The 24,398-nt window shown below is 44.5% G+C and carries 22 protein-coding genes and 1 tRNA gene; 2 read left to right on the top strand and 21 right to left on the bottom strand.

Going from position 1 to position 24,398, the window contains the following annotated elements:
- Positions 1-49: 49 nt before the first annotated feature.
- Positions 50-1,471, top strand: coding sequence for a [FeFe] hydrogenase H-cluster radical SAM maturase HydG (gene hydG / locus HMPREF0240_RS21165; RefSeq protein WP_009005442.1), 1,422 nt, complete (start codon positions 50-52; stop codon positions 1,469-1,471).
- 61 nt (positions 1,472-1,532) lie between these two features.
- Positions 1,533-2,753: a [FeFe] hydrogenase H-cluster maturation GTPase HydF gene (gene hydF / locus HMPREF0240_RS21160; protein ID WP_009005441.1), complete on the top strand. Its 1,221-nt coding sequence runs from the start codon at positions 1,533-1,535 to the stop codon at positions 2,751-2,753.
- Positions 2,754-2,806: 53 nt separating this feature from the next.
- Here hydF and HMPREF0240_RS21155 read toward each other — a convergent pair whose 3' ends face one another.
- The 21 genes from HMPREF0240_RS21155 to HMPREF0240_RS21050 form a co-directional block, all read right to left on the bottom strand.
- A complete protein-coding gene (locus tag HMPREF0240_RS21155) occupies positions 2,807-3,739 on the bottom strand; it encodes a type II CAAX endopeptidase family protein (RefSeq protein WP_009005440.1) in 933 nt (310 codons plus the stop codon).
- Positions 3,740-3,860: 121 nt separating this feature from the next.
- Positions 3,861-6,062: a HAMP domain-containing sensor histidine kinase gene (locus tag HMPREF0240_RS21150; protein ID WP_050794592.1), complete on the bottom strand. Its 2,202-nt coding sequence runs from the start codon at positions 6,060-6,062 to the stop codon at positions 3,861-3,863.
- Entirely contained in the window at positions 6,034-6,732 is a 699-nt protein-coding gene (locus tag HMPREF0240_RS21145; RefSeq protein WP_009005438.1) for a response regulator transcription factor, read from the bottom strand. The genes HMPREF0240_RS21150 and HMPREF0240_RS21145 overlap by 29 nt, the downstream gene beginning before the upstream one ends.
- A 69-nt stretch (positions 6,733-6,801) precedes the next feature.
- Positions 6,802-7,431 carry a hypothetical protein gene (locus HMPREF0240_RS21140; protein ID WP_198137835.1) on the bottom strand — a complete coding sequence of 210 codons (630 nt, stop codon included), beginning with the start codon at positions 7,429-7,431 and terminating at the stop codon, positions 6,802-6,804.
- Complete coding sequence (locus HMPREF0240_RS21135; RefSeq protein WP_009005436.1) at positions 7,364-8,674, bottom strand: glycosyltransferase; 1,311 nt, start codon at positions 8,672-8,674, stop codon at positions 7,364-7,366. Before HMPREF0240_RS21135 ends, HMPREF0240_RS21140 begins: the two co-directional genes overlap by 68 nt.
- Before the next feature lie 62 nt (positions 8,675-8,736).
- Positions 8,737-9,246, bottom strand: coding sequence for a DedA family protein (locus HMPREF0240_RS21130; RefSeq protein ID WP_009005435.1), 510 nt, complete (start codon positions 9,244-9,246; stop codon positions 8,737-8,739).
- A gap of 95 nt (positions 9,247-9,341) precedes the next feature.
- Positions 9,342-9,908, bottom strand: a complete 567-nt coding sequence (locus HMPREF0240_RS21125; protein ID WP_009005434.1) for a CDP-alcohol phosphatidyltransferase family protein — start codon at positions 9,906-9,908, stop codon at positions 9,342-9,344.
- A gap of 67 nt (positions 9,909-9,975) precedes the next feature.
- Positions 9,976-11,382, bottom strand: coding sequence for a glutamate synthase-related protein (locus tag HMPREF0240_RS21120; RefSeq protein WP_009005433.1), 1,407 nt, complete (start codon positions 11,380-11,382; stop codon positions 9,976-9,978).
- Positions 11,383-11,589: 207 nt separating this feature from the next.
- Positions 11,590-12,291, bottom strand: coding sequence for a 3'-5' exonuclease (locus HMPREF0240_RS21115; protein WP_009005432.1), 702 nt, complete (start codon positions 12,289-12,291; stop codon positions 11,590-11,592).
- 16 nt (positions 12,292-12,307) lie between these two features.
- Positions 12,308-12,979, bottom strand: coding sequence for an HAD family phosphatase (locus HMPREF0240_RS21110; protein ID WP_009005431.1), 672 nt, complete (start codon positions 12,977-12,979; stop codon positions 12,308-12,310).
- Positions 12,980-13,047: 68 nt separating this feature from the next.
- Positions 13,048-13,632 carry a xanthine phosphoribosyltransferase gene (locus HMPREF0240_RS21105; RefSeq protein ID WP_009005430.1) on the bottom strand — a complete coding sequence of 195 codons (585 nt, stop codon included), beginning with the start codon at positions 13,630-13,632 and terminating at the stop codon, positions 13,048-13,050.
- Positions 13,633-13,684: 52 nt separating this feature from the next.
- Positions 13,685-14,308, bottom strand: a complete 624-nt coding sequence (locus tag HMPREF0240_RS21100; protein WP_009005429.1) for a DUF624 domain-containing protein — start codon at positions 14,306-14,308, stop codon at positions 13,685-13,687.
- 319 nt (positions 14,309-14,627) lie between these two features.
- A tRNA-Gly gene (locus HMPREF0240_RS21095) sits at positions 14,628-14,698 on the bottom strand.
- A 141-nt stretch (positions 14,699-14,839) separates the two neighbouring features.
- On the bottom strand, positions 14,840-15,796 hold the full coding sequence (locus HMPREF0240_RS21090) for an alpha/beta hydrolase (protein ID WP_009005428.1): 957 nt from the start codon (positions 15,794-15,796) through the stop codon (positions 14,840-14,842).
- Positions 15,797-16,424: 628 nt separating this feature from the next.
- Positions 16,425-16,694, bottom strand: a complete 270-nt coding sequence (locus tag HMPREF0240_RS21080) for a hypothetical protein (protein ID WP_157290712.1) — start codon at positions 16,692-16,694, stop codon at positions 16,425-16,427.
- 100 nt (positions 16,695-16,794) lie between these two features.
- Positions 16,795-17,772, bottom strand: a complete 978-nt coding sequence (locus tag HMPREF0240_RS21075) for an HAD family phosphatase (RefSeq protein WP_009005425.1) — start codon at positions 17,770-17,772, stop codon at positions 16,795-16,797.
- A 10-nt stretch (positions 17,773-17,782) separates the two neighbouring features.
- Positions 17,783-20,608, bottom strand: a complete 2,826-nt coding sequence (locus tag HMPREF0240_RS21070; protein WP_009005424.1) for a glycoside hydrolase family 38 C-terminal domain-containing protein — start codon at positions 20,606-20,608, stop codon at positions 17,783-17,785.
- Complete coding sequence (locus tag HMPREF0240_RS21065) at positions 20,601-21,659, bottom strand: uroporphyrinogen decarboxylase family protein (RefSeq protein WP_035314491.1); 1,059 nt, start codon at positions 21,657-21,659, stop codon at positions 20,601-20,603. The genes HMPREF0240_RS21070 and HMPREF0240_RS21065 overlap by 8 nt, the downstream gene beginning before the upstream one ends.
- Before the next feature lie 3 nt (positions 21,660-21,662).
- Positions 21,663-22,616, bottom strand: coding sequence for a type I phosphomannose isomerase catalytic subunit (locus HMPREF0240_RS21060; protein ID WP_009005422.1), 954 nt, complete (start codon positions 22,614-22,616; stop codon positions 21,663-21,665).
- 4 nt (positions 22,617-22,620) lie between these two features.
- Positions 22,621-23,457, bottom strand: a complete 837-nt coding sequence (locus HMPREF0240_RS21055; RefSeq protein WP_009005421.1) for an ABC transporter permease subunit — start codon at positions 23,455-23,457, stop codon at positions 22,621-22,623.
- Positions 23,457-24,323 carry a sugar ABC transporter permease gene (locus tag HMPREF0240_RS21050; protein WP_009005420.1) on the bottom strand — a complete coding sequence of 289 codons (867 nt, stop codon included), beginning with the start codon at positions 24,321-24,323 and terminating at the stop codon, positions 23,457-23,459. The genes HMPREF0240_RS21055 and HMPREF0240_RS21050 overlap by 1 nt, the downstream gene beginning before the upstream one ends.
- Positions 24,324-24,398: the final 75 nt, after the last annotated feature.

Here is a 24,398-nt window from a genome sequence, read left to right as displayed (position 1 = left end):
TCCTGTTAACTATATTTTTACATATAAAAGAAAAATGGAGGATACAAAAATGTATGATGTGAATTCCAAACACGCCGATGACTTTATTAACCATGAGGAAATTCTGGAAACGCTTGCTTATGCAGACGAGAACAAATGTAATGTAGCACTGATCGATTCTCTGATTGAAAAAGCAAAAAAGAGAAAAGGACTTACCCACAGGGAAGCCACTGTCCTGCTTGCCTGTCAGATCGAGGAAAAGAATCAGGAGATTTTCACGCTGGCGGAGCAGATTAAAAAGGATTTTTACGGCAACCGTATTGTTATGTTTGCGCCTCTGTATCTGTCCAACTACTGTATCAATGGATGTACATACTGCCCTTATCACAGCAAGAATAAACACATTGCCCGGAAACAGCTTTCACAGGAGGAAATCCGCAAAGAGGTTATCGCGCTGCAGGATATGGGACACAAGCGTCTTGCCCTGGAAGCCGGGGAGGATCCGGTCCGCAATACAATGGACTATTATCTGGAATCCATTAAAACGATCTACAGTATCAAGCATAAGAATGGAGCTATCCGCCGCGTGAACATTAATATTGCAGCAACTACGGTGGATAACTACCGTCTGCTCAAAGAGGCAGGCATCGGCACCTACATTTTGTTCCAGGAGACTTACCACAAAGAAAGTTATCTGGAGCTTCATCCTACAGGACCAAAGCATGATTATGATTATCACACCGAGGCTATGGACCGCGCTATGGAGGGCGGCATTGATGATGTAGGTGTTGGCGTGCTTTTCGGGCTGGACAAATTCCGCTATGAATTTGCCGGACTGCTGATGCATGCAGAACATCTGGAAGCTGCATTTGGTGTGGGGCCGCATACAATCAGTGTTCCGCGGCTGCGCCATGCCGATGATATCGATGCGGATTCTTTTGATAACGGAATTGATGATGATACATTTGCCAAGATTGTTGCCTGCATCAGAATCGCAGTTCCTTACACCGGAATGATTATTTCTACTAGGGAGAGCCAAAAATGCCGTGAAAGAGTACTGCACCTCGGAATCTCCCAGATCAGCGGCGGTTCCCGCACAAGTGTGGGCGGTTACTGCGAGCCGGAACCGGACGATGCAAAATCTGAACAGTTCGATGTCAGTGATAAAAGAACTCTGGACGAGGTCGTTCACTGGCTGATGGAAATGGATTATATTCCAAGTTTCTGTACCGCATGCTACAGGGAAGGACGTACAGGCGACCGTTTTATGTCTCTGTGCAAGAGCGGCCAGATCCAGAACTGCTGCCATCCGAATGCTCTGATGACTCTTAAAGAGTATTTAATGGATTATGCTTCTCCTGAGACGAAGGCACTCGGTGATAAACTGATTGAGAAAGAGGTATTGAACGTTCCAAACGAGAAGGCACGTGCAGTTGTGATTGATAATCTGCGTCTGATTGAGCAGGATAACAGGAGAGATTTCCGTTTCTAGTATATCGAAAAGTAAGTTAATTATTATTCGATGTACCAGTATATTTTACAGGAGGTTATATATGAGTTTAAATTCAACGCCGTCTTCAGACAGAGTCCATATCGGCATCTTCGGCAGGAGAAACGCGGGAAAATCAAGTATTATAAACGCGATTACCGGCCAGAACCTTGCCATTGTATCTGACATCAAAGGCACGACCACAGACCCGGTTCTCAAGGCGATGGAGCTGCTCCCGCTGGGACCCGTGGTTATCATCGACACCCCCGGGCTTGACGATACCGGGGAACTGGGTAAACTCAGGATTCAGAAAGCATACCAGATTCTGAATAAAACGGATATCGCTGTTCTTGTCATTGACAGCACTGCCGGAATGACAGAAGCGGATGCGGGTATCCTGGACCGGATTATGAAAAAGCAGATTCCTTTTGTTATAGTTTTAAATAAATCCGATATTGCAGGAACCTCGAATGCGGCTTCGTCTGTGAATATGCCTGATGTTCCTTCCGACAATATCATTGCGGTGAGCACTGTTACCGGAGAGAATATCCATGAGCTCAAGGAGCTGATTGCGCGGCAGGCACCGGCTGAAAATGAGCAGCGGATCGTGAGTGACCTGATTCAGCCATCCGACTTTGTGGTTCTGGTCGTCCCGATTGATAAAGCAGCTCCAAAAGGGCGGCTGATCCTTCCCCAGCAGCAGACAATCCGTGATATTCTGGAAGCCGGCGCTGTATCCATTGTAGTAAAAGAATCGGAGCTGGAAGAAACACTGCGGCAGCTGGGCAAGGCACCGGCACTCGTAATCACTGACAGCCAGGTATTCGCGAAGGTATCCGCTGTAGTGCCTTCCGATATACCGCTGACCTCCTTTTCCATTTTATTTGCCCGTTATAAAGGCAGTCTGGATACAGTTGTAAGGGGGGCAAAAGCACTGGATACACTGGCAGACGGAGATACCATTCTCATATCAGAAGGCTGTACCCATCATCGTCAGTGTGAAGATATCGGAACTGTTAAACTGCCCCGCTGGATTACCAGCTATACCGGTAAAAAAGTGAATTTTGAATTTTCAAGCGGCACAGAATTCCCCATGGACGTGTCGAAATACAGGCTGATCGTCCACTGCGGAGGCTGTACGCTGAATGAAAGAGAAATGAAATACCGCCTGAAATGCGCAGAAGATCAGGACATTCCTATTACCAACTATGGGATCGTTATCGCTCATATGCAGGGAATACTGGAGAGAAGTATCGAGATCTTTGGAGGGGTCAGACCCCTTTGAGCTCCATTTTCAGAATAGTTTTACAATTTAAAAACCCGGTTGCCCGGGTTTTTTTATTTGATCTGCAATGAGATAAATCCGTATAACATCAAGCCTGCCCCGCATAAAAACAATGCTGCAGATATAGCAATTAGTCCTATTACTGTTCCTGGTCTTCCTTTCGGGAACAGTTTGTCACGGTATCCAGGTGTACGGCTGTGCAGCAGGTAATTTCCGATATATAAACAGGCTGGAGCTGCTGCACACATCATCATATAGAGCCCCGCGCTCATCATAGGCAGCGATTTACTCTGATATCCTGCTGCATTCCATGCCCCAAGTTGTGCATACACATCCTTCATTCCAAAAAGCAGGATAATCGGCAGCAGATTGTTGATAAAGTGAAAAAAGCAATTATAAAACATATTCCCGCTTTCCAGTAATATCCATGCCAGGACCACGCCGCCTACAGCAGTAGGGATGAACCGGAAAACATCGCCATGGAAGGCCCCGAATATAGCCCCGCTTATTAAGATTGCTGCCCATTTATATTTCTGCGGCTTCAGACTTTTCAGAAAGATTCCGCGAAAAACAATTTCCTCACAAATAGCTGGCGTGACTGCAATGATAAGAAGCGCTGCCAAAAAAGGAATATTCAGCATTTCTGAACTCAGGCCCGCGTTCACCCCCTGGATTTCTTCCGGGAAGAAAATACTCACAAGCAGTACCAGCGTCATTTCAACAAGAAAGGCGCCCACCCACATCAAAACTGTACCAAAAATACCGACTCCTGCAGGCTTTCTGAAGGGAAACAGTTCCCGCGGGTTTCCTCTAAAAGCAAGCACCAACCCCAGTGCGGCCGCCAGCATCAGCCATTCTGCCAGCAAAGATCCATAAATACCAAACGGAGACAGCAACCCGGGTGAAACTATAAATATAACAACTGCCGCTGATGCCAAAACTGCCAGTCCCTGCCAAACTTTGAGTTGCTTATAATTTTTATCCATTTGTTAACTCCCCTCTAAAAAACTGCTTGGTAACCTTAAAATGTAAAACAATTCTGAAAACGGACTTCAAGGGGGTCAGACCCCTTTGCAGAAGGGTCTGACCCCCTTGAGCAGTAGGAAACTATTTTCTTTCCTCGTTTCCATCCTGCACCGTTTTATTCTGTTCTGATTCCCCATTGTGTGCCTCTGCTTCCAGCCTTTTTGGAAATATAATTTCTGCCTTATACAAATCTGCATCTGTCGAGATCTTCAGGTTGCCGTGCTGCAGTTCCGTAAAGGTTTTTGCAATTGCAAGCCCCAGTCCGGAACCTTCTGTATTTCTTGAAGCATCTCCCCGGACGAATCTGTCGGTAATTTCCTCTGTGTTGAAGCTCAGCTCTGTCGCAGAAATATTCTTCATGGAAATATACACCTGGTTTTCCAGTTCCCTCATTTCTACGTATACCCTTGTATGCGGCATTGCATATTTTGTGATATTTACGATGAGGTTCTCGAAAATCCTGTAAGTTTTCTGACTGTCCAGCCAGAGTACGATCTTGTGCTCTGGAAGATTCCATCGGAAATCCAAATTTGTTTCTTTTATTTTATTATCATACTCCAATCCCACCTGTTTTAGCAAATCAACAATGTCAACCCGCATAAAATTCATGGTTATATTTTTACTCGTGGCCTTGCTGATTTCAAAAAGATCCTCTATCAAAACCTTCAGCCGAAGAGACTTGCGCTCTAATACTTGAATATATTCTTTTCTTTTATCCACGTCTGTCTCGTTCTTTACAAGATCCGTATATGTTATGATTGCAGTCAGCGGTGTTTTCAGATCGTGCGAAACATTGGTGATCAGTTCTGTCTTCATCCTCTCACTTTTCACTTCCTCTTCCACTGCTTTTTTAAATCCGTTCTGAATCTTCTTGAGTTCTTCTTCAATCGGATTGAATATTCCCATATCACCTTCAATTGGAGTATCCAGATCTCCCTCGGCAAGCTGATTTGTTGCACTGAGAAGAAGCCTATACTTTCTCTGAATATCATTCGAGTATTTTTTCAAAAAGATAAACAATACGACAGAATAAACAAAAAGCGCTGCAATTCCATAAAACCAAAGGCTGCAGACAACAAGCAGCACGACAAAGTTAATGGCTATTATCTTAAAAATAGTCCGGTTTGTTTTATCCTGAAAATCAAGATGCATAAGCATATCATACTGCTTTTTAAAGAACCGTTTTATCCGGCTCCATATGCCCCCGGCACCTTTCTTTACTTTTTCCCCATATTCATCACCGCCTTGTTTCATCCAGCGCAGAAACCTTGCACATAAAGTTCTCTGCTTCCAGTATTCTTTTTTCATAGTAAACATCGCACTCAGACAAACAAAGCCCCAGAATGCAATTCCAAATATCAAAAGCCACATCGCTACATTAATGACAAAGGACAGTACTGAATTTATCTGGCCATTGATCCCTGTAAGGTATTCTACTATCCCGCCGTCAATTGTAATCCATACCATCTTTGCCGGGTAATACGCCGCACTAACCAGCACCCCCAGAACAATCAGTACAACTTCAAAGGGAACGCTGAATACTTTTTGTCTGCCATATTCAAAACTCTTATTTACGGAAAGGACGATTGCCGTTACTGCAAGTACAGCTGCAAATAACATGATAAATCCGCCGAACATGGCATTTGACATGAGTTCTGCCACCGAAGAATCAATATTCATATCATTACTTTCAATATAAGAATTTAGATTCTCTTCTGCCACTCCATAAACAATCTGTACCTCTGAAGGGTCAGAAATTCCTCTCCATTCGTTATTTATAACCTGCTGTTCCAGTAAATACTGCTCGATCTCATATTCTGTTCTTTCATTGAGCATACTTCCGTTTACCTGGATGTCGGACATTTCTCCATCCTCCTGGAAAGTAAACGCTGCACGGAAGGCATAATCGGTATCCTCTTTTTTTGCCAGATTCTCAAGTACCGTTTTACTGTTGCTTTCCAGAAGTGCATTTCCATCCCAGTCAAATACTTCATAATCCATGTATTTTCTTAACAGGTCAAAGCGATCCCCACCGTACCGTTGTAATACATATGCTCTGTCTGTTTCTTCATATACCTCATTATATAAAATATAGTTGCCTTCAATCAGACCTTCTGATATCCTCATGATTTCATCTGCACTGGCTGTATTCCCATCCAGCCTGGACTGCATTTCCCGTGAAAAAACAGGATACGCCAGCACCATCCCTAATGAACAGATAAGCAGAACCGCAATAGTCAGTATTGTTGCCAGTCTACGACTGCTTTTCAATTTTGTATCCAACTCCCCACACCACCTTCAAATATTTTGGATTCTTTGGATCCACCTCAATCTTCTCTCGTATATTCCGCACATGTACCATGATCGTATCTGTGCTTATTGCCTTTTCCTGCCATACTCTTTCATAGATTTCTTCCGCAGAAAAAACACGCCCCGGATTCTTTGCCAGAAGCAGCAAAATCTTATATTCAATCGGTGTCATTTTCACCGGATTGCCGTCCACCAATACTTCGACCCGATCCTCATTGATCTCCAGACCGCCGATCACATGCACATTTTCCTTGGGCTCCAGTTTTTCCATAAACCGGCGGTAACGCCTCAGCTGTGAGTTCACCCTGGCCATCAGTTCCATGGGCGTAAATGGCTTCGTCACATAATCATCTGCACCAATATTCAGCCCCATAATTTTATCTACTTCCTCAGACTTCGCCGAAAGCATAATCACCGGAAAATCATACTTCTCCCTCAGCTTCATCGTCATCCTGATTCCATCCATCCTTGGCATCATCACATCCACGATTGCCAGATGGATCTCTTCCTTCTCCATAACTTCCAGGCCTTCCACTCCATCCGCCGCCTGATACACCTTGTACCCCTGGCTTTGCAGATAAATCTGTACGCCTTCTCTGATTTCTTTGTCGTCCTCTACGATTAATATATGATTTGTTTCCATAACTTCCTCCTGATAATTTTTTTCAAAGGGGTCTGACCCCTTTGGCATAGGGGTCAGACCCCTAAACTTTTAAATTTCTTTTACCAGTATACCACATTTCGGCATATTTGCACCGGTTGGAAGTTCCGGAATATTCTTTTTATTGACTTCTCCGTAGTTATGGGCTGCGATTGTCACTGTGGAAAATGGAAGTGGAATCACGTATTTATCCCATCTCCAGGTCATTCTGAGTTTTGCGGAATAGGAAAGAGATATCCCGACAAAGTCTTCTTCAGCCTGTTCTGACAGATAAAATGCCAGTTTTTTCGGTTCGTGTCTGGGACCCAGCGGGCCGTCAAGGGCAACGGCGATGGAACGAGTTCTTTCATATGCGTTCTGCATAATGATTTTGAGCGCTTTGAAGCTGGCAAAGCCGTCCGGGACTCTAAGCGCGTGTCCTCCGCTGCGCTCTATCATCTTCTGAATATAATCCCCTCTTGTATCTGCAGTCACGATCACATCTACCGGACTGGTCTGTTTGGAAAGTTCTGAAAGCACCATATTCATAAAGAAACTGTCCTCGTGCCAGAATCCGAAGATCTGACTGCCACCGCTGATTGAATTTTCGGCCCACTGTATTACGACTGTTTTTTCAAGAAGCTTTAAATAGCCTGTAAATAGATGACCCAAAACGTTCTGCCCGATTTCTCTCATTTTCATATGCTGATCCCTCTTTCTCTCTTTCATTTATACACTGTGCATACAGCATTTCTTCATATATGGCCAGTCTGGATGATCTGAATCCCGATGCGGTCAGCCCGGCCTGCACTTTTAACTTCTCATAGTTCTCATTCTGCATTGCTTCCACAATTCTCGCAGACCACTCTTCTATATCTTCACTCGTGGCATAGCCGTTTTTCCCGTTCACTACAATGTCCTCCACACCGGTGGCATTGACAGCGACAACCGGAATACCTGCTGCAAATGCTTCTACTAATACGATTCCCTGTGTCTCGGATTTAGATGTGAATAAAAACAATTCACTGGCCCCCAGAAAATGTTTCATTTCCTGATTATCTACATTTCCTACAAACACTGTCTCCTCCGATATTCCAAGCTCCTCTGCCATCTTTTCGAGTTCGTCTCTCATACTTCCCTCTCCGATAAACAGCACCCGGAATGATTCCTCCATCCGCTCTTTCAGCCTTGCAATTCCCTGAAGCATAAACCGGGGATTTTTCTCCTCCTCCAGGCGGGATACTGTACAGAATAAATGTTTCCGCCCCTGCAGATACTGCGCTCTGACTGCTGCAGATTTTTCTTCATCCCTGATATAAAAGGAATCCTCCAGTCCTGTCGGAAATATTGCCGTCGGGGTCCTGGTCCCTCCATTGCGCATGGCTTCCTGCATACTGAAAGTCGGAGCCAGTACCAGATCGCACTGGTTCGTAAACCACCGCATAAAGCCCGGCACTACTGTTTCTTTTCCCAGTCGGTATATCTTCTGGCTCACGGCGCTTTTTTCCTCTATGGACTGAAATGGCCGTATATAGTGAAGATAGTCCTCATATTTTGTATGGTATGTGTATATCACAGGCAAATCATACTTTTTCCCCAGATATAATGCCATCGTCCCCACAAACATCGGATGATGTACATGGATACAGTCAAACTGTTCTTTTTCAAATACCTGTATAATCTCTCTGCTGACCAGCCTGGGATAAACCATTCCGTTTTCCATCTTTCTACTGCTGGTTTTATATCGGATTACACGCTCTCTGCGCCCTTCCTGCGGACCTTCTTCCTCTTCCCGAAGCCGTCCGTCATCTGTCTGTTTATATTCGGGGGCAAATACTGTCACCTCATGTCCTAGTTTTGCAAGTTCCCTGGCCTGTCTTTCGACGGAAATGGGTACCCCACCTACGAAAGGTTTATAATTATTGGTCAACATTGCGATTTTCATGCTTTGCTCCTCCTCTGTCTGCATCTTATCTGCCTTCTCTCTGCGCCTTCCCGGGCCTTCGTCTATGCCAGCAGCTTAATTGCCGCATCTCCGAAAAAGTACCCGGCTCCGACAAATACCAGGTTCCATAAGAAAATGCCAACTGTAGAACTAACCGTATATTTCAGGAAATCCATCTTTACCATCCCTGCCGGTATCGATATGATCGTCCGCACCATGGGCAGCAGCTTGCTGACAAATACTCCGATGCATCCCTTCTCACGCAGCATTTCCATCTTCTCCTCTATCACAACCTGATGTTTCGGAAATTTTTTAAAATAGAACCCCATCACTTTCGAGCCGCCCAGCCTTCCGAGAAAATACAGGATCCAGCTTCCAGTCAGCCCTGCCGCAACGGACAAAAGCATTACAATCGGAAAACTGATGTCGCCCTTTGCGGCCCAGATTCCTGCCAGCGGCATGATCAGTCCTGCCGGGAAACCCGGAAGATTCATATATTCCAATAGGACAATCAGGTAGATAAAAAAGGCACCATATTCAAGAAAATATTGAGTTAATGTCTGGATATTCATAGAAACAGCCTCCTTTAGCTGTTTATAGGATAAAACAGATTTCTAAAGGAGGCTGGTATAAGAACCAAAAGAAATTCTTAAGAGTTTATAAGATTTTATGAATCACGCCCCATCTTCCGAAAAATCGGAATATAGGCGACAAAGGAATACAGCATCAGTGCCCCGCACAGAAGGATCATTCCATTCACCGCGCTTTCCGGAAGCTGAGGAAAGAGGATCAGCAAAAACATCACAACATACAGCACCGCCGTACACACCTTACCGAACCATTTTGCCCCATCCAGCATCTTCCCTCTCCGGAGCATAATAATCCCCATAATGCCCATGAACCCTTCTTTTACAATAAACAAAACCATCAAGGCAATCATATATGGATAGCGGAAGCATAAAGACAGGACAATCGCACCCTGGATCAGCTTATCTGCTATGGGATCCAGCGCTTTTCCCACCTTTGTGATCATATGGAATCTGCGCGCCACAAAACCATCCAGGAAATCCGTGATTCCGGAAATTCCTATAATAACCGCAGCTATATAATAATCTGTCACAGTTTCCGCAGTCACATATCTCCATACAATTACCGGAATCAGCAGAATCCGAAAATAGCCCATCAGATTCGGTATAGAAAACAGCTGTTTGCGGATTGGTGTATCTTCATTCATTTTTATGCTCTTCCTCTCTGCTCATATTATGTCTTACTGTTCTTCCCGCCGCAATGCACAGGAGAGATCAGGCATGAGGGATATCCGTATATTCAGAAATCTCTCTGCTGATCGTACACAGATCATCCACATTCAGATCGTGAATATCTTCATGTCCTGTTATCCGCGCAAAAGTCCTTAATTCCTCAAAGCTGCAGTTCAGGAAATTACCAACTCTTCTTGCCGCTGCCTCTGACTTAAAACGCTCCCTGAGCTCCGGGTTCTGAGTGGCAACCCCTACCGGGCAGTTTCCGCTTCCGCAGATACGGAACTGCTGGCATGCTGCCGCAATCAGTCCTGCAGACGCAACGGCAACAGCATCCGCTCCCATCGCAATGGCCTTGGCAAAATCGGAGGACACCCGCAAGCCTCCTGTGATCACAAGGCTGATACCATCCGCTCCAACTTCCCGCAGATACTTCTTCGCACGGTAGAGCGCATATATCGTAGGAACGCTGGTTGCATCCCGGATCAGTCTCGGGCTTGCACCTGTGGCGCCGCCTCTTCCGTCAATGGTTATAAAATCCGGCTCCGCAAAAACACAGAATTCCAGATCCTTTTCGATCCTGCCTGCCGCAATCTTTACTCCGATCGGACGTCCGCCGGAAGCCAGCCTTAGCTGTGCTACCAGATCTTTCAAATCCTCTTTGCTGTTGATCTCTTCAAACTTGGACGGACTGATCACGTCCTTTCCCAAAGGCTTATTTCTGACCGCGGCAATCTCCGGAGTCACTTTTCCGCCTGGCAGGTGGCCGCCCATACCGGGCTTGGTTCCCTGACCGATCTTCAGCTCAATGGCATCCGCATTCATCAGGTTTTCCGGGGTCACGCTGTATTTATTCGGCACATATTCAAATATATACTTGTGTGCCGCCGCCATTTCTTCCGGGAGAATACCGCCCTCTCCGCTGCACATTGCCGTGCCCGCCATTGCAGAGCCCTTAGAGAGTGCTATCTTTGTTTCTCTGGACAAGGCACCGAAAGACATGTGGGATATGTACACGGGGCCATCCAGAACCATAGGTTTTTCCGCATTTTTTCCGATCACTGTTTTTATATTTACAGGGGCGTGTTCATCCAGCGGGGGTGGATTGAGCTGCGCACCCAGGAGCAGGATATCATCCCAGCCCGGCATCGGCATCTTTGTACCCATGGCCTCGATAATCGGCTTCCCGCTGACTGCCATCTGATGAATCTCTTCCATATACCGGCATGAATCATCTTTCCGGTAGAATTCGGGGGAATACGCCAGAGGATCTACTTCTTTTTCCACCGAAGGGATCTCGTGTTCCTTCTTTTCCTCTTCCTCCCCTTCTTTCTCAAATACACGAACCGGCTGTCTGCACACCGGACAGGCCGCTATTTCAGAAAAGGGCACGTCTTCCTTCTCCTCATCATAGATAAAACCGCACACACCACATTTAAACTTTGCCATCTTATACCTCCTAATTGTCGCTTCTGTTTTTCCCTGCCGCTCTGATTCCAGTTAATAGTTATATTATAGCTGTTAAAAATTTCCGGGTCAACATAAAAACAGGAATTATTATTATTTTTCTTGTAGTTTAAAATCCTGATAAAAAAGTAAAAGCCTACCGTGGAAATGCAGAAACTTTCCGGGCAGGCTTTTTATTCTGATCTGTTTTCAGATCCGCTTGTTGATTATATCATCAATCATTTTTGACGCCTCATTTTTCGTGATTGTATCCGGGTTCCACTCCATTTGAACCCCGTTGTTCAGCATCAGTTTCTTTAAAAACCCAATCTGCTTTGGAGTAGCAGGCATGGCTTTTTTCTGCTTATAGCTCAGTGTGACCGGCTGGAAAATCTTTGGCTCCTGTGCCTCAAAATAATGGGCAAGCGTCTGGTATAACTTGGCTGTGGCAAGAGCATCATGGTAGGCACGGTGGGCAGCATTATTTTCTATATGGTAGTAATCACACAGGCAGCCCAGACTTTTGGATTCCATATCTTTATGTACTTTTCTTGCAATCTTCAGCGTATCAATTCCCGCACGCTCAAAATCCAGGCCTTCTGCCATGGCTCCTATTTTCACAAAACTGTAGTCAAATATAACATTATGCCCGATCAAAATATCATCCCCGCAGAAATCAAGAAAATCCGGGATCACATTCCGGCTGCTTCTGGCATCTGCCACCATCTCATTGGTAATTCCGGTCAGATTCATAACAACCGGCGAGATATTCTCAGTGGGGCGGACAAACTCCATAAAACGCTCCTGCACCTTTCCATCGCGCACTTTCAGGGCGCCTATTTCTATGATTTCATTCTGTTCCGGGTTCAGCCCGGTCGTCTCCAGGTCAAATGCGATATATGATTTCAGCATACTGTATCTCCTGTATTTATCCTTCGTTCAAAAGCTTCAGAACATCAAAAAGTGTATCAAACCGATGCCAGACCATATTCAGAATCTCCTCATCGGGTTCTACCAGGTCCGGTATCATAATGGCACGCATCCCAGCAGAAACCGCAGACCTGATACCTGAAGGCGCATCCTCCAGTGCCACCGCATTAGCCGGGGCAACCCCGATTTCCAGGCAGGCCTTCTGATAGACCTCGGGGCTTGGTTTACTGGAAGTTACCATGTCTCCAAATATTGCGCCATGAAAATACCTCCAGAGTCCATGCTCTTTCAGAAGCGTGCTGGCATGTTCCCTTCGCGATGATGTGGCAAGGGCAATCCGGTAATCCTTATCTGCAGCAAATTCCAGGAGTTCCACAACCCCTGGTTTTATATCCAGCCCTTCTCCGCTTATAATCTTTTGATACTCCTTGCGGGTCAGCACCGTAAAATCCGCCATTGGAAAATCCGGATCCACATTTTCCTTGAAATACTCTTCCCGGCGTTTCACGTTAAATCCAATTGTATTATAAATATGTTCTCCGAAACATTCATAGCCAAGCACCGCTCCTGCCCATTCCCAGGACCGCTGCACGACTCTTTCCGAATTGAAAATGAGCCCGTCCATATCGAAGACAAGCCCATATACTGGTGGTTCAAATTGACTATTCAAAATAGAATCCCTCTGCCGCTTTGTCTCATTGCTGTTACTATTGTAACACTTTTATTGTACAAATCCAATTACTGCTGTTCACGAAATTTGATTGTCCCGCTCTCTGCATCCATACTCTCCACAATCGCCAGAGACTCCAGCTGGAAGCCCAGGTTCCGGATCATGCGTCCGCCGGACTGGAAGCCTTTTTCAATGGCGATCCCAATTCCTTCCACTGCACCGCCAGCCGATTGTACAATCCGGATCAGACCCTGAAGCGCACATCCATTTGCCAGGAAGTCATCGATAATCAGGATATGATCATCAGGAGAGAGGAACTTCTGTGCAACGATCACATTGTTCTTGCATTTGTGAGTAAAAGATTCCACCTCAGCAACATACATCTCCCCTTCCAGGTTAATGCTTTTAGACTTTTTAGCAAAAACAACAGGAACATTAAAGTGCTTTGCCACAATACAGGCAATTCCAATCCCGGATGCCTCAATGGTCAGAATCTTATTAATCGGCTTATCCGCAAAACGTTTTCTGAATTCCTTCCCCATCTCATCAAACAGATCAATATCCATCTGATGATTCAGAAAACTGTCCACCTTCAGCACATTCCCTTCCTTCACAATACCGTCTTTTAAAATTCTTTCCTCTAAAAAGTTCATTATTTTCCTCTCCTTTGCAAAGGGGTCTGACCCCTTTGCTCTTCATTTTCTCTTAATTCTCGTTTGTATGAAATATTTCGAAAACTTTACGCAATAAGAATGAGTTCAGCCAGGCAACCAGTGACACGCCGATGATGATCCATACTGCCAGACCGATCAGCAGATTCCGTGTGTTCAGCAAAGTTATGAAAACCGGGCCTGCAGTGATGATAAGCATCAGTACTGTATACGGCAGTTTGGCTACGGATAAAAGCACCGCGTTTTTGAACGTATTCTTGATTGTATTCTCGTAACGTGCCGTTAAAGGGAAGACATAGACCACCATACACAGCCATACTGCACCAAGCACTAAAAAGATACTCTGAAATACAGTACGCATTGTCGACTCCATGACTGCTGAGAAACGGAAATCGATGCCAATTATGATACCAACAGCCAGCAGGATCAGCCACATTATAGTACTTTTTTTGAAGTTCTCCTTAAATGCACCTAAAAATCCTTTTACAATATAGCCTTCTTCGTTCTTTACCAGTTTCAGCATCACGGTGTACAGAGCGGTTGTCGATGCCCCAATTGTGATAATCGGAATGGAGCATATAATCCACATGATGTTCAGCAGCATAAAATCACATACCCGGCCTAGTGCCCTCATAACAACGTTATCGGTCCAGTTCATTAAATCTTCCTCTTTTCTTTTTGTCTTATCCGAAAACCTCCCCCCGAAGTATTTCGAAACAATTGTATTTTGGTTTTACATAGAATAAAATAATTATACTTTAAATGGAGTAACTTCTCAACTTTCTTTTTGCGAAAATCCATGAAATTCTCTGGAAATTTACTAAAATCTTTATCTTACAAGATTTACTTATTTATCAGATATCGGTCGTTCCTGCTGTTCGCTTATTTTCTTATCTATTATGCCGAATCTTCATCCCGCATAAAAAGAAAAACCTTATATCAAATCCGGATCTCCGTTTGATATAAGGCTTTTTCTAAGCGGGTGATGGGAATCGAACCCACGTATCCAGCTTGGAAGGCTGGTGTTCTACCATTGAACTACACCCGCGTCATCTCTGACACGAGTGATATAGTATCATACCTGACGGAAAAAATCAATACCTAAACTCATTTTTTTATTCAAGCGACGTGAAAAAATGTTTTTTATTTTTATAATTTGGCAGGATTCCCTTCTTTTTCACTATAAACTTCATTGGTTTACGCCCAGCTCCTCCAAAAAATCTAACATCTTTTTTAAGTTCTCCCGGCCATATTTATCTCCCATAAATTCAAATGCGTGTCCAAGCTTTGCTTCTGTTTTAGAATATATATTCAGCACATTCTTCACATGCAGCTGGCTTAAACGCTTTGCAAGATCCCGGTTCTGGTCTGTAAAACTTCCCAAGTTGCCATCTGACAGGAAGGAGGGCGGAAATTCTTCCGTTACATTTTTTATTACATCAGACTGTATGACCCTCTGATTGCCGGATAACTTTCTGCTATTAAAATAAGCCCTGCCGCACCTTATAAACAGGAAATTTATAGCTGCACTATCCGTTTTTCCAAACCGTTCGTTATCCAGAAGTGCCGAGTTAAATAGTACTGCTTTGATATCCCCTCTATCTAGCACGGCCTTCATTCCCATCTCTTCCGCATATGCCGCATTTGTCTGTATATTGACAAACTGGCCTGCCAGCTGTCCGCCGGCACTTCCTCCGCCCATAATGATACGATCCATTCTGATTCCGTACTCCAGGCCATAAGCTTTTAAAAATTTAACTGCCTCCCCGATCTGAATAATGGGCGTAGGATAAAAATACTCCGGAGCTAATGCATAATTAACAGAAACGATGTTATAACCTGCTTTCATAAATTCAAGAAAAAACCAATCATGGTCATCGCCTTTTGCATTCGGATCCCCATCCGTCTTGTCCCCCAATGCATATCCGCCTCCATGGATATAAAAATAAGTACAGTACCCTTTGTCTCCTGCATCAGGCTGTGCATAGATATCTAAAAAGCCATTTGGAAATCTGCTTCCATATGGAATATCATGGTATAGTGTACATCCGTTACCCAACAGCTTTTTCCCTGTCTTTCCCTTTGGTTCAAAAGAGTTGCATACACACGCCTTTTTCTGCTTATGCTTTACAAGGTAATGCTTCATTCCGACTCCTCCTTATTTTGTTTTGGCCCCAACGCCCCCCATTTATCCGGGTTATACTTTCTGTACCGATAGCTGCCCGGACTGCATCCGACCTGTCTTTTAAAGACCTTGCCAAAATAATTTTCGTCATGAAACCCCAGGCTGTCAGAAATCTCACGGATACTCCTGCTGCTGTATACAAGCTGGCTTTTCGCACATTCTATTTTTTTCTGCAAGAAATATTGTATCGGTGTACAAGACAACTCTTTTTTTTAAAAGACGAATAAGCTGATTCGGAGAATACCCCGCATAATCAGCCATCTCACTCAGTTTCAAATATCCCGCCTTATATAATAAGTATATCAATTTAATCTCAGGAGGCAATCACATTTACGAAAATAACTTCACACCTAAAGAACGGATTCTGCGCTCTATTTCAGGAAAGGAAACTGACCGGCTTGCCTGGTCCCCCTTTCTGGCATATTACTGGGATTTCCTTCCTCACAGTATACAAAAGACAGGTGAATTGGCCTATCTGCAGGAAATCTATAATATATGAAACACCTGTGGGCAGCCTGACTGAAGGCTACATATTTTCAGAGGCAGCCAATTCACCCGGAGTTCGGGTGCTATATAAGATGCTGATCCATCATGCCTGCGGCCACATTAAAGATTTGCTGCCCCTTATGAACGAGACTGAGGTCGACATGATAGAGTCTGTATCTCCGCCGCCTACAGGCAATATTGATATTTCCGGTGCTTTTTCTCTTATCGGGAAAGAAAAAGGAATTATTGGTGGAATTGAACCCGCCTTTTCTGTGAGCTCCATTTCCATCTGCCCTATGGGATTATTGCGGGTGTCAATCTTTTCATCCCCCACAAATTCAATACATACTTCTTCTCCCAGAATTCTTCTCAATTCTTCTAATGGGCTGTCCACCTGCGTTGGGCTGGTTACTCTGGTGCTTCCGTCCCCACCAATGTATGGCTGGACAGCCGCCTCTCCTACTACATTTAGTCTATTTCCCAAGCAGAAGCGGCAGTGCATCCTGCAGCAGGTCATATTGCTTCATACACAGCGAATCCATTCCACTGGCATGGATATTGCCGCCGTTAATTCCAATGGCCTCAAACCCCGCCAGACGGATTGACATAATCCCGGCCGATGAATCCTCGAAGCCTACAACACGGCATTTTTCTTCCTCTGTAATTCCAAGACCGACCTTTGCTGTCTCAGAATACAGCCATGGGTGGGGTTTGGGGGCCAGCTCTCCGATGGTACCCGGCTGTCCTTTTTTAAACGTTTGCCCCGCCGTAATCACGGCATCATAAAAGTCCAGCGGATCTCCCATATTTAAAGTTCTGAAAGCGGAAATGATCTCGGGCATTGCCTTCGTATACAAACCAGAGGTAACAAGACCGATCCTGATACCATTTGCTTTTACTTCCTCAAGAAATTCCTTCAGACCCGGGGCTGGTGTAAAGGCTTCCTTCCGGCCCCTTCCTTCCATAATTTCATTCATCTCATATTCTGTGATTTCAAAATAATGGCTTCTGGCCTCTATGATACTTTTTCCCGGACAATATTTATCGATACAATACTGCAGATGCTCCGAAACAGAATGCCCGGAAACATGAGGCTCATCCTCCTTCTCCAGTTCAAAACGAGGATTCTTTAGTAATTTCGCGATTGTCTGCTCAATAATCCACATCCAAAATGCCTCGCTTCTTACACTGGTTCCGTCCAGGTCCATCAAAATAGCTTTGGCAGGCCCCTCATACTGTACTTCCGGCACTCTGTACCAGGCCGGATATCCCATGGCTGACTTAACCAGGCACATTGTTTTCTCCTGGAAAGCTACAAACTCTACTTTTCTGTCTGCCGGGGTAAAAATTGCTTCAACTCCGTCTTTTCCGCACATGAAACTCCCGTCAGAGGTCTGCGCTAATTCATTCATATTTTCTATATGCCCGATTCCCGGATACTGTTTTTTCACGTCTAATCTCCTACTCTGCTTTTTTCTGCTCAAACAGCAGTTTCAAGGTACAGATTTTATTACCTTCGATCTGTAGGTCAACCTGTCTGCCGTCTGTACTGAGTTCTTCTATTACCTCTTCCTTCAAATCCGTAATATATGCCGCTTTTATCATGCTTCCTAATGAAAGTGTGGCATTTTCTTCTTTTTCAGACAAGTTGTATAACCTGAAGATAACGCCTTCATCCTGATCCGCCTTTTTCATACAGGATAAGCATACATTTCCTTTTATTTCATAAAATGAATATTTCTGCGGAAGACTCCCTGCACCGGCATTGGGCACAGATGTCTGAACAGGTTTAAGCGGAACCTTAAATGCTTCTGCACGTTCTGCGAAGTTTTCTTTCTCATAAGTATCTGCCTGCGGGACAATCGCATAATGATACTCCAGAACCCGCTGAAGCTGCCCGCCGTCCTGATTTGGAAAGGCCCCTTCGCTTCTGAATTCTGTACAGATGATGTTTCTGACTGCACGGAACAGCGTGAGGGATAGTTCTCCTGATTTTCTAAGTTCATACTCGCCCAGACAGTCTGTAATCACCCCAAGTCCCCGGGACCCGCTGCAGACAGATACAAAGTTCTGCATAGGCTGTGTCAGAAGCTCGTTATAAAATGCTCCTTCTTTATCCTTAAGAGGCTCCGCATTACGGTGATCCACGGTAAAATGTCCCTGTGCATCCACTGTCCTTGTATCCACATTAACATCCATTACCACGCTCATTTTATGATCCCTGCACGCATTATCAAGTTCTACCTTTACATCCACCTGGCTGCTGCCCTTTTGCAGCGTATAATAGGTAACGATCTTTACAATCCCCTGTTCTTCACTTCTGCAGCTTTCTCCGTGAATATAATTTTCCGGTCTGTGAGCGTATTTCGGCAGTTCCATCTGAATCTCTGCCGCAATCGTTGATGAGAGGCTGCCATTATCCGTCATATAAATACGTGCATTCAGCCCTCTGCTTACATAAGTACTGTTGTTGTAAGGCGGGTAATACATCCAGTAATCACCCACATCTCCTGTGCTCTCATAATAGTTCAGGTTCTTATACAGCTCACCGGTTCTTCTGTCCTGTATGGTGATGCCGCCATCCTGATTGACTTTGACATTCAGAATTCCATTGTCCATCCGGTCGCAGCCGAGCCCTATTTCTTCGCCTTTGGTTTTACGGGTCTTAGCCCAAAACTTTGTCTTTCTGTTGAATGTACTGTTCTCTGTTATATGGTAAACCTGATATCCTCCTGCCGGAATCATCCCTGTGTCAAACCATACGTTATGACGGTCCGTATAATATGGATACGGCCTGGAGTGAAGATGCACCACTGGGTACGCGGCCTCTGTTCTTGCGATTTCCTGCTGCTCCCTGAGGTTGCCGTCACTGTCCATGATGTGGAAATCCCATATATTCCTTGTCTGCGGAGTATCAATATTAATCTGGAGTATCTCCTTCCTTGGTCTGGCACTCGGATTAAATACCACAAACACGATATCCTCCCGGCTATAATCGGAAAAATCAATGCTGCGCAGTATCTGCTGCAGACTGCGGTTATAAACTGTGTCAGCAATTTCTTCCGCCTGTGATAAGCGATACACAACATCATCTACGGTCTTATCCTGTGTCACACCATTGATCGAGTCGTGAGGATGGGAAAGCAGCATGTAATCCAGCGCCTTACCAAGGAAATCTCCCTCATATTCTCCGGTCATCATATAGAGAACAGTAGAGAATGGTTCTGCCTGTCCAAACAGCTTACTCTCCACCTTCTTATTCATCATTTTAATATGAGGTCTGGTCATCAGCGCATTACCTGACAGGGATGTTGTCGGGCCGTCCCGCATCTCTCCATGTATCTCCAGTAACTGATCCATCGGAAGCTTTTCTTTTAACACGGAAACATATTCTTCTATGGATGAACTCATGAACTCGACGTCTTCGCTCTGCTGATTCATCTCTGCAAGCAGGGCCATTAGCTGCGGCTGCCCTGTCGTGGAATCTGTTCCATCCATCATCGCCCGGTCATCTTCCAGCCAGGAGTCCTTCATCCCCTCCCATGCTTTTTTGGCTGCATCCTTAATCTTTTCCTTATGTATACATTCTGTCGCCTCTAATCGGAAATAATCCTGTATATACTGACTGCCGTCAGCCTGATGGTATATCTGTCCGTCCTTTCCATATTCATATTCGTATTCTTCCGTCTTATATGCTTTTCCAGTCATAACTTCCAGATATGCATTCATAAAGAAATTAGCCCTGGCATCATCGCCGAGCCTGGTTGCCAGAACCGCTGTACCATCTGCGCCAATCCACTTGAATTCACTTCTTGGTGCCCTGGATTTATCTACATTCTTTGAGACAATCACTGTATCAATCCCGAAGCCTTTATATACTTGAGGAAGCTGTGAAGGCTGCCCCCAGCCAAAAGACTCATAACCAACCGTCAGGCAGCCCCCTAACTTTTCAGACTCCATCCTGCCTCTTTGCAGATTCCTGACTATAGATTCCCCCGAAACCGGATATAAATCAGGCAGTGTATACCATGGGCCTACCTGAATCCGTCCGTTTTGAATGAGCCCCTCAAGCCGCTCCCTGTCTTCCGGACACACTTCAAGATAATCCAGCACAGCAACGGCCTGACCATCCATCAAAAAGCTTTTATACTCCGGATTATTTTCAAGTGTTTCCATCAGTTCTTTCATCAAATCACGCAGATACAGCCTGTTCTCCCATATAGGATATCTCCATTCCCTGTCCCAATGTGTATGAGGAATCACATATCCTCTTTTCTTCTCAGCCATTCCAGATTTCCTCCATATCAAATGTTTCCGCTTCCTCGTACATTGCAGCTGCATTCTCAGGCGGAATGATATCTACCAGCGTGTTACATGTGCTCAGGATATATCCGCTGCCTTTTGCTGCAGACTTTATTGTCATTCTGACATTCTCCCTTACCTCTTCCGGTGATGAGAACGTCATAATATAATCAAGGTCAATATTTCCGATCAGGCAAAGCCTGTGACCATATTTTTCTTTTATCTCTCCAATATCCATTCCCGCGGAAGGCTGTAAAGAATGCAGCCCGTCAAATCCCAGCTCCACGATCCTGTCCATAGCGTCGTTAATATTCCCGTCCGTATGAAGGATGACCGGAACATCTTTATATGCCTTAATCTCATGGATTGCTTCTTCATAGAATGGATAGGCAATTTCGTCCATAATATACGGCGGCAGGAAAAGTCCCATATTGAACGCCATATCGTCCGCAATCGTAATACCGTTTGCCCCGCTGTCAATAAACAGCTTTGCTTTTTCTATCTCATAAACCATAATCTTCTTCGCCAGCTCACGGACTTCTTCCGTATTCATCAGCGCAGATACCATATATTCTTCCATACCGATCAATTCATTGATCATACTGATGGGGCCGCCGATCTGTGCAAATACAAATAAATCGGTTTCCTCGGCAAAACGTTTGATTAAATCCCCTGATACTTTACTGATATCAGGTATTTCATAAGAGTCCGACTCTTCAATACTGTCAAATGGAAGAGCAATCATATGTTTGCTGACTCCATTATCAATATAGGTCTCACCATAATTGCTCTGAAAGATCGGATCACCATTCTCAGACGTTCCAATTCTGCTGCTCGGCCAGTCCCCGATATTGATGTAATCCATATGCAGCAGCTCCCGGACCGCCTTCTCGCGTTCAAAATCCTGAAACGCATCCGAATAGCCGCCACCCAGCATTTTTACTGCAAACCCCGGTGATATGGCCAGTTCTCCCTTTGGAATCTTATCAACCGGTTTATGATACAGCGCATTATATACTCGTTCTCTCTTTGTCATATATTATCCTCTTTCCTGAATCCGGGTCAGCAGTACCTCCAGTTTTCCGTCCAGTTCAAACATTCCCGACCCTGCCGGTAAAAACACACTGTCTCCCTTGCAGAGCGGCTGGATATCATCTTTGGTCTGTATGGTGCCGTCCCCGTCTATTATTAATAAATGAACAAATGAATCCAGACCTGCAAATCCCTTCATGGACTTCATATGAATCCCATCCAGATACAGTTTATCCACAGTAAAGTATTCACAGGACACCATGTGGGGGCTGAAGGACTGCACCGATTCTATCGGTTCCATGTTCAGTACATCCAGCGCCTTGTCTATATCCAGGCTTCTCTCTTTTCCATCCGTTCCAACTCTTCCATAATCATATATACGGTATGTAATATTGGAGTTTTCCTGAATTTCGGCAACCAGGATATCCGCGCCGATCGCATGGATTGTTCCGGCTTCAATAAAGAATACGTCTCCTTTTTTCACCCGTACTTTATTCAGCACATCGATCAGTGTTTTATTTTCAATGCGTTCTTTCAGTTCCTCTTTCGATATTCTTCTTGAGAATCCATAATAGATACATGCCTTCTCTTTGCAGTCGACAATGTACCAGACTTCGGTCTTTCCCTTCTGCCCGCTGTGTACCATTGCATACACATCATCCGGATGCACCTGTACCGACAGTTGATCCTTTGCATCAATTAGTTTAATCAGAATCGGAAGCTCTTTTTCTGATCTGCATCCTGTTCCCAGAACACGATTTCCTTTTTCCTGTATATAATCCTTTAATGTTTTTCCCCGGTCCGGGCCATTTAATATCGTGACCTGTCCCGCTTCATGACAGGACAGTTCCCATGTTTCTGCCAGCTTCTCCCCCTCGAATTCCTTGTGGAATTCATCCATTAAGCGGGTGCCTCCCCACAGATAATCCTTGCCTGCTGCTTTCAGTTTTAGAATCGCCATGCCATTATCCTTTCAAAGCTCCTGATGTCAGTCCTGCAACAAAGCTCTTCTGTGCCAGCAGATAAAGAACAATTACCGGTGCAGCGGCAAAGAATACATAAGCGAATACAACACCCCAGTTTGCAGAATATGGACCGACAGCAGTATATATTCCCACAGTAATCGTCTGCACCTGTCCCATCAGAAGAGGTGTCTGGAAGTCATTCCAGATTCCAAGGCCGACAAAAATCAGGATTGTCGCAGTACATGGCTTCAAAAGAGGAAACAGAATCAGCCAAAAGCGTTTAAAAGGGCCTGCCCCGTCTATGGAAGCCGATTCTTCAAGTTCCACTGGAAGCGCGCGGATAAAATTAGTGTACATAAATGTGGAAAATGCAATATTTCCCGAAACAAATATAAAAATCAGACTGGGCACTCCAAATGGAATTCCCGTATTTCTCATTAAAATACAGAGCGGCAGATAGATAATTACATAAGGAACCATCAAGCCTACTAAAAAGTATATTCTAAGTACTTTAGAGAACCTGCTTTTAACCCTTGCCAGGAAATAAGATGCCATAGACGATACCAGAATCGTGATGGCAGTTCCTGCAAACACCAGAATAAATGTATTCTTATACAGCTGCACCAGGTCAGTGTTAGGGCTATCCAGGACCGTCCGTATATTGTCGAAAATTGGCGGAAGCGGGAATGATAAAGGTTCGTTTAAAATAATCCCGGAATCTTTAAAAGTATTGACCAATGCTATATAAATCGGCAGAAACATAAAAATGCCTACTACCACTAATAACAGCTTTTGAATCACAAACGTGATTGTTGCGTTTTTCTTCATTGAATGCATTACATCTCCACCTCTTTCTTACCTAATGCCGTTACAACAAATACTGAAATTGCTCCGATTGCTATGAAAAGAACTACTGCAATTGCAGAGGAATAACCGACTATATTGCTGGTGAATCCCTGCGAAACGATGTTATATACAATGGTTTCCGTATCATAACCCGGACCGCCGTCCGTCATAATTTTTATGACATCATATATCCTTAATTCATTGATAATGCTCATCAGCACACTGACCGACATTCCCGGCACAATCAATGGCAGTGTTACATTTCTGAATTTGTTCCAGTGTCCTCCGCCGTCGACTGTACATGCCTCGTACAGCTCTGCCGGCACGGTCTGCAGTGCCGCTAAATACAGCATCATATGGTATCCAAGTGTTTTCCAGATCTCTACAATGATGATGCAGACAAGAGCCGTTCCTTTTTGTCCCAGCCAGTTTCCAATCATGCTGTCCTGCCCGATGGCTTCTAAAAGTCCGTTAAGAACACCGTTATAGGAAAGGATGCTCTTCCAGACAAAAGAAATTGCAACTGCACTGAGTACAAATGGAATGAAGAAAATGGTACGGAAGAAATTATTAGCCTTTGACGCTTTATTTACTAACATCGCCAGAAAAAGTCCTAAAACGTTAACGACAACAATAACAGTAACTGCTATAATAAGCGTATTCTGTACGGAGTTCCCCAGACGTGTATCCTGAAATAAATTGGCATAGTTCTCTATACCGATAAATTTCATATCTGTAAAGCCGTTCCATTTAAAAAAACTTATATAAAAGGCCATAATAATCGGAATCACAAGCAGTCCCGTATAAATAATAAATGCTGGAAGTGCAAAACCAAATGATACTTTATTTTTTTTCATATCGCCTATTCCTTTTCTATAAAAGAAAAGTTGCTGTAAATTCACAACAAACCTACAGCAGCTTTTCCTGATTTT

Source organism: Clostridium sp. D5 (assembly GCF_000190355.1).
In the GTDB taxonomy this organism is placed as follows: domain Bacteria; phylum Bacillota; class Clostridia; order Lachnospirales; family Lachnospiraceae; genus Faecalicatena; species Faecalicatena fissicatena_A.
The sequence above is the reverse complement of the archived record's forward strand: the minus strand, read 5'-3'. Positions and strand labels throughout refer to the sequence as shown.